The following is a 6,997-nucleotide window of genomic DNA, read 5'->3' on the forward strand; positions in this document are numbered from 1 at the left end:
TAAAAGAAAAGGGACTTATTTTTTGTCGAACAGGTAGCGGTTGGCCTGTGACACGGCATCGGCCGGGTCAGTGGCTGCCTGCAACATGAGGCTGAGGATGTTTTCTGCCTGGGTGGTGGCCAGCTGCACGTATTCGCTCTTGACCTGAAACACCGTCTGGATGGCGTTGAGCACGTCCACGGCAGAGCGCACGCCGCCCTGATAGCTCTTGGTGTTGGCCTCCACGCTCAGCTCGGCTGCGGCAATGGCGTCTTTTTGAATACGCAGGGCCTGCATACCCGAGGTGACCAGGGCCTGCAGGCGGTCCACCTCGAGGCTGACTTTGGCTTCGGTCTCGCGCTGGCTTTCTTGTGCGCGGACAACACTGGCTTGGGCGGCGTCTAGTCCATAAATAGTGCCTGCCTTGAGGGGCACGCTGAAGCCAATGCCCACGTATTTGTTGTCTGTGGTCGTACCGCCCGACTTGCTGTACGAATACACGCCACTCATGGTGGGCAAGAAGCTGGCCTTGATTTTTTTGACCTCGTACTCGGCAATCTGCACGTTGTAGCGGGCGGCCAGCACGCTGGGGCCGAAACGCAGCGCGGTGTTGGCATAGTCCTGCATGGTCTGAACCGGATAGTTGCCGTGCACAGCAGGCAACACAAACTCAGCAGCCCCTGGCATGACGCCTGAAATGGCTTGGTATTGCTTGAGGGCATTGAGCAGCTGGGTGTCTAGGGCCAGTTGCTGGGCCTTGGCTTGGCTGGCCTTGACTTCGATGTCGCGCAGATCAGTGACGGTGCCCAAACCACCGCTGAGGAGTCGACGGGCACGCTCGGCCTGCTCATCCAGGGCGGCCATCTTGGCTTTGTTCAGGGCGATGTTTTCCATGGCCTGGGTGATGACGTTGGCGGCCTTGACCAAGCGGGTGGCCAGGTCTTGGCGTTTGCCCAGCAGGTTGACTTCTGCCAGCAATTGGCGGGGGGCAGCTTGGTACAGGGTCATCAAGCGTTCGATGTCCACAATGGGCTGCGTCACGCTCAGTGAGGTGCGCGAGCCGTTGTCGGTGGCCAGCCGCATGGTGCTGAAGGTGGCTTCAGGAAAGAACACCGACTGGGCCTGCTTGACATTGCGCAAACCCACCGCAAATTCGGCCTTGGCGCCTTGGTAGGTCGGGTCAAACTGAAGGGCCGACTCGAAGTCTTGCGCCAGATTGCGGGCCAGCGTGGGGGTTGCAAAAGTGCCAAGCACCATAGCTACCGCACTGAAAACCGCGGAGCGGGTCCAGAAATTTGTTTGTTTCATCATTTTTGATAACGTTACTATTCTTTGAACGCTTTGGCTAATTTATCAGAAAGTGGCTTGAGCAAATAGCTCATGAATGATCTTTCGCCAGACTTGATGACCACGTCAACCGGCATGCCTGGCTGCACTTTGAGGGCCCCGAGCAGCGCCACGCCTTCTTTGGTGGTGTGCACCTGTGCCATGTAGTACTCGCCCTCTTGCGGGTTGGCACCCACAATTTTGTCGGCGCCCACCACTTTGATCATGCCGGGGATGACGGGTGTGGTGCTTTGGTTGAAGGCCACGAAGCGCATGTCGGCTTCCATGCCGATGGTGACTTTGTCGATGAGTTGGGGCGGTATCTTGGCGTCCACGGCCAGCATTTCGTCTTTGGGCACCACTTCCATCAAAACCTGTGCGCTGGTGATCACCCCGCCCGTGGTGAAGACTTTGAGGTTGACCACGTTGCCGCTGACCGGGGCCCGCACTTCGGCCAAGTCGCGGTCAAACTTGGTGGCGTCGAGCTTGCCCAGCACGCCATCTCGGTTTTTTTGGATCTCTTGCAGCTGGTTGTCCACGTCCTTGAGGTAGGCCGATCGCACTTGGCTGATTTGCAGGCGGGCCCGGGCAATTTCTGCCTGAGAGTTGGAGATGCCGCTGTCGAGCTCGCTTTTTTGGCGCTCGGCCGCATTGGCCTGAGACTGCGGTACAAACCCGTCCCTGGCCAGGGCGCGGGTGCTTTTCATTTCTTCTTCAAGTGATCGAATCTGGATTTGCCTGGATTTGAGCGACGCGTTCAAACCCACAATCTGCTCGTTGAGGCTGCCGATCTGGCTGGTCAGCTCTGCGCGGCGGGAGTTGTAGAGCTGCACCTGAAGAGACTTGGCCTCTTTCACCCTGGGGTCGTCGGGTTTGAAGCGTTTGGCCAGCTCTGGCCCCCAATTGATGCCGCCCAAACCATCTCGCTCGGCCTTCAGGCGTGCCTCTGAGGTCAGGATGTTGATGTATTGGAGCTCGACCGTGGTCATCTCGGCCTCGGACTTAAGGGGGTTGACCCGCAGCAAAATGTCGCCTTGCTGCACTTCATCGCCCTCTTTGATGAGGATTTCTTCCACCACACCGCCCGAGGGGTGTTGAACGGACTTGCGGTTGCCGACCACCACCACATTGCCCTGAACCGACACACCTGCATCGATGGGTGCGGTGAAGGCCCAGACCAAAAAGAGAACAAAAAATATCAAAAATACTTGGGCGGCTTTTCGGCGAATGCCCGATTCCTCGACATCTACGGGCTTGAGGTCACGGTGTTTGAGCTTGGAGGGGTCGTAGGGGTTCCAGCCGCTGATCCAGCTGGTCAAGGCCTGGTCTGTTTTGGCCAGTGCGTTGCTTGGCGCCTCTGGGCTCGCGTTGTCCACAGGTCCTTTCATGTGGTGGCTTCCTTGGACGCCGGTTGGCTGGCCGTGGCAGGCACTTGCGGCGGTGTGGGCGTGGCCGTGGACACCACTTGCAACTTGCGGACAGCCTCCAGAATGTCTTTGGCAGGACCAAAGGCCACTTGTTTGCCGCCTTTGAGCACGAGCATTTTGTCGACCACACTGACCAAGCGAGGGCGGTGGGTGGTGATGACCACAGTAGATCCATTGGCCTTGAGCGCCTGAATGGTTTGGAGCAAAGCCGTTTCGCCCACTTCGTCAAGACTGGAGTTGGGTTCGTCCATGACCACGTACTTGGGTGACCCGTAAATGGCGCGGGCAATGGCCAAGCGCTGACGTTGACCACCAGACAGGGCAAAACCGGTCTCGCCCAAGGGGGTGTCGTAGCCATTCGGGAAAGACAAGATCGACTCATGCATGCCAATGAGGGTGGCCGCCTGAACCACTTTTTGCGAATCGACCTCGCCCAATCGCGCGATGTTGTCGGCCACAGAGCCTTCAAAGAAATCAATTTCTTGCGGCACGTAACCCACCAATGGGCCGACTTCGTCGTGCCGCCAATCAGACAATTCAACACCATCGAGCCTGACAGAGCCGTTGGCGGGCTTCCAGACGCCCATCAAAAGTTTGACCAACGAGCTTTTACCCGCTGCACTGGGGCCAACCACGGCCAACACCTCTCCGGGCTGCAGCGCAAAGTCAATGCCAGCGAGAACAGGCTTGTCGTGGCCTGGTGGTACGCCCATCAAAGCCACCACATCCAGTTTGCCTACAGGCGGAGGCAGTTCCATTTGGTTGCTGTAAACCTCGTCCTCGAGCAACAGTTCATTGAGCCGAGAATAAGATTGACGGGCATCGACAATGGGTTTCCAGTTGGCAATGAGCTGGTTCATCGGCGCAATGGCTTTGGTGATGAGCATAGACGCCACCATCACCATGCCCCCGGTGATGAGCCCCTCAATGGCCAGAACGGCCCCCAAGGCAATTTGCATAGAGGGCAAGGCTTTGGTCAAAAAACCCGTGAAGCCCCCCATGAGGCCCGTGGCCTCACTGGCAAACACCTGCTTGGTGAGAAACTGGCGGTGGTGTTCGTACCAGCGGTTGCGCACTGCCCCAAGCATGCCCATCGCCAAGGTGGCTTCGGCATGACGCAAGCTGGCCATGGCCAGACGAGAAGCTTCGGTGTTGGATTGCTGGGCGTCTTTCAAGATCGGGCCGGAGATTTTGAGAGACAGGTAAGTAAAAATCAGCATCAACACGCTTGCCGCAAGCGCGAAATAAGCCAAATAGGGATGGAAAATCCACCCTACACCAATAAAAAACAACGCAAATGGGGCTGAAATGATGGCCAAGATCGGTGCCCCGGTCATGAACTGGCGCATGTTCAGCAGGTCACCCAAGAGCTGGTGCACATTGACGTTTTTGCGGCCAACGTGGCGACGAAACGAGGCATCAAAGACATCTGCTGCCAGATCCCAGTCGATGCGCAAGGAGAGCCGAACCATGAGGCGGGAACGAATCCACTCCAGCGCCCCCCAAAAAACATAAAACCCCAAAATCACCAGCGTCAGCGAAACCAAGGTGATCTCACTGCGGCTGCTGATCACACGGTCATAAACGCTCATCATGTAGAGCATGGGGGCGACACTCAGCAACTCCACAACGGCGGTGAGCACCACCATGACCATGAAGGTGCGTTTGCATTGCATCAAGACCTTGCGCAGGGGCGGGTCTTGATCGGGCCGCATGGCCAGACCGATGAGGCCTTTGGCTGCTGAATTGGCGTTGATGCTACGTGCCATTAGGGATGGTACTTATCAATGAGTTTTTGCAAGTCTACTGTGTTGTAGTCACCGCCCAAGATCTGCACCGATGCTGAATTGACAAGATCAAAGCTCTGTGCGACCACGCCAGACTTGAATTCAATCTCTTGCACGCCGAGTTTCTGCAGGTCTTGCAATACTGCAACTGCGTCGCTTGACAACAGGCCATTGGCCAAGGCTGTGTTGGTGGATTCGTTGACCACCAAGGTAGCAGGAACTTCGGTGCCGTCTTCGCGGTGGAACAACTCGTCGCCATCGGTGCCACTGAGCAGCCCCTCGAGCATGCTGGCCATTTCTTGCAGGTCTGCCACATCGCCCAACTCTATGAAGAGCTTGTTTTTCTGGGTGGTGACATTGTCGACGCCAAACTCTGCCAAGAGCTTGAACGGCGTCTTGAGAAGTTCGTTGCTGCCCGCATCGATCTGGACCTTGGCCTGTGGCACGGCTTCGAACATGCCCGCGTCGGCCAATGCCTTGGCCAGTTCGTCGGACATGATGACGTTGGCATCGGCCTTGGCAACGAAGCCTTCGATGGCTTTTTGACTAGTAGTGGTCTGGAGACCCGAGTTGAGCATGGAGGCGTCGAACGCTTCGTCTATGTTGGACATGCCCGAATCGGTCAGGGCTTCAATCAAGTCACCCAATGAAGCTTCGTCGGCAAATTTCACGCCTGCTCTGACCAAGTCGTCAACGGTGTCAATGACGTCTTTGATCTCGCCAGCCATTTGGATTGGCTGGTCCGTTTCACCACCAACGGCCACCTTGATCGAAGGTGCCTGTTTAGGCATGGAGAAATCATCCAATTCCCAAGGGGCATCCCAACTGTCTTGAGGATCGGCCAGTGCCTGGGTCAAAGCCTCTTGGAGCACGATGACGGTGTCCACACCCAGGTCATGCAGGTTGCCGCCTTGGAGTGTGCGTGTGCCAAGGAACGAACCCAATGCATCGCCATCGGACAAAGCGGTGACATCCAAGGTCACTTGGTCATGCTCAGCAAAGCTCAGCCCCGCATTGATCAGACCGAGAGCGTCGGTGCCATCGATGGCGACACCGCCAAAAGCATCAAGCTCCACAGAAGCAACAAACTCTCCTTGCTTGTACAAATTGAGGGTGTCTAAGCCAAGGCCATCGACGGCTCCAACTTTGGCCAAACCGCCAAGACCAAGTCCATGTTCACCCAAACGGCCCGCCAGGAACGAGCCATTCACCTCGGCATCCAAGGTCACCAAATCGTTACCAGCAAAGCTCAGTCCCGCATCGATGAGGCTGACCGCGTCAGCCTCATCGATACGCACTGTTCCGACGGTTCCTGCGCCACCAATGTCCAGCACATCCACGCCCAAGCCGTTTTTACCCAGGTCAGACAACAAGACGTTCGTGATCGATCCGCCTAGCTTGCTGGTCAGGTACGAGCCTTCAACATCGCTGCCACTTTCCAGATCCAGTGTGACGGTGTCGTTACCCGCCAGGCTCAAGCCGTTGTTCATCAGCGCTTGAGCGTCCACCCCATCGATAGAGACACCACCAGAAGCATCTAGTTCCAGAGAAGCCACCAAGTCACCCTGCTTGAACAAATTCAGGGTGTCCAGGCCCAAGCCACCGGTTGTGCCTACATGACTCAAACCACCAATTCCGATTCCGATGCCTTGTGCACCCAGACGACCCGCGAGGAACGAGCCATCCACCTCTGCATCCAAGGTCACCAAATCGTTACCAGCAAAGCTCAGTCCCGCATTGATCAGGCCGACAGCGTCAGCCTCATCGATGCGCACTGTTCCGACTGCTCCTGCACCGCCAATGTCCAGCACATCCACGCCCAAGCCGTTTTTACCCAGGTCAGACAACAAGACGTTCGTAATCGAACCGCCTAACTTGCTGGTCAGATACGAGCCTTCAACATCGCTGCCACTCTCAAGATCCAGCGTGACGTTCGTGTCGTTGTCTGCAAAGTGAATATTCGCTGTCAATAAATCAACCGCATTGCCTTCGCTCAGGTGCACCACCGCGTTGTTCTGGATGTCCAAAACGTCCACGCCCAGTGCGTCGATCTGGCCAATGCTCAAGCCGCCCAACATGCCTTGCTTGCCCGTCAGGTACGAGCCCTCGGCATCGTTGGCTTGCACGTCCAGCGTCACGTTCGTGTCGTTGTCTGCAAAGTGAATCCCCGCGTTGATCAGATCAACCGCGTTGTTTTCAGTGATGTGCACCACCGCGTTGTTCTGAATGTCCAGCACGTCCACGCCCAGCGCGTCGATCTGGCCAATGCTCAAGCCGCCCAACATGCCTTGCTTGCCCGTCAGGTACGAGCCCTCAGCGTCGTTGGCTTGCACGTCCAGCGTCACGTTCGTGTCGTTGTCTGCAAAGTGAATCCCCGCGTTGATCAGATCAACCGCGTTGTTTTCAGTGATGTGCACCACCGCGTTGTTCTGAATGTCCAGCACGTCCACGCCCAGCGCGTCGATCTGGCCAATGCTC

4 protein-coding genes are annotated in these 6,997 nt (G+C 56.8%); all 4 read right to left on the reverse strand.

Going from position 1 to position 6,997, the window contains the following annotated elements; all coding sequences use genetic code 11:
• Positions 1-15 precede the first annotated feature (15 nt).
• The gene (locus B9Z40_RS11195) at positions 16-1,287 is read right to left on the reverse strand and encodes a TolC family protein (protein ID WP_158238086.1); all 1,272 of its coding nucleotides are present in this window, start codon (positions 1,285-1,287) and stop codon (positions 16-18) included.
• A 17-nt stretch (positions 1,288-1,304) separates the two neighbouring features.
• Positions 1,305-2,693 carry an HlyD family type I secretion periplasmic adaptor subunit gene (locus B9Z40_RS11200; RefSeq protein ID WP_100173421.1) on the reverse strand — a complete coding sequence of 463 codons (1,389 nt, stop codon included), beginning with the start codon at positions 2,691-2,693 and terminating at the stop codon, positions 1,305-1,307.
• Positions 2,690-4,501 (reverse strand): type I secretion system permease/ATPase, encoded by a 1,812-nt coding sequence (locus B9Z40_RS11205; protein ID WP_100173422.1) that lies wholly within the window; start codon positions 4,499-4,501, stop codon positions 2,690-2,692. Before B9Z40_RS11205 ends, B9Z40_RS11200 begins: the two co-directional genes overlap by 4 nt.
• Positions 4,501-6,997 (reverse strand): hypothetical protein (locus tag B9Z40_RS17210; protein ID WP_158238087.1); only part of this gene is annotated, 2,497 nt, incomplete at its 5' end. The genes B9Z40_RS17210 and B9Z40_RS11205, both read right to left, overlap by 1 nt.

This window comes from Limnohabitans sp. 15K, assembly GCF_002778285.1.
In the GTDB taxonomy this organism is placed as follows: Bacteria; Pseudomonadota; Gammaproteobacteria; order Burkholderiales; family Burkholderiaceae_C; genus Limnohabitans_A.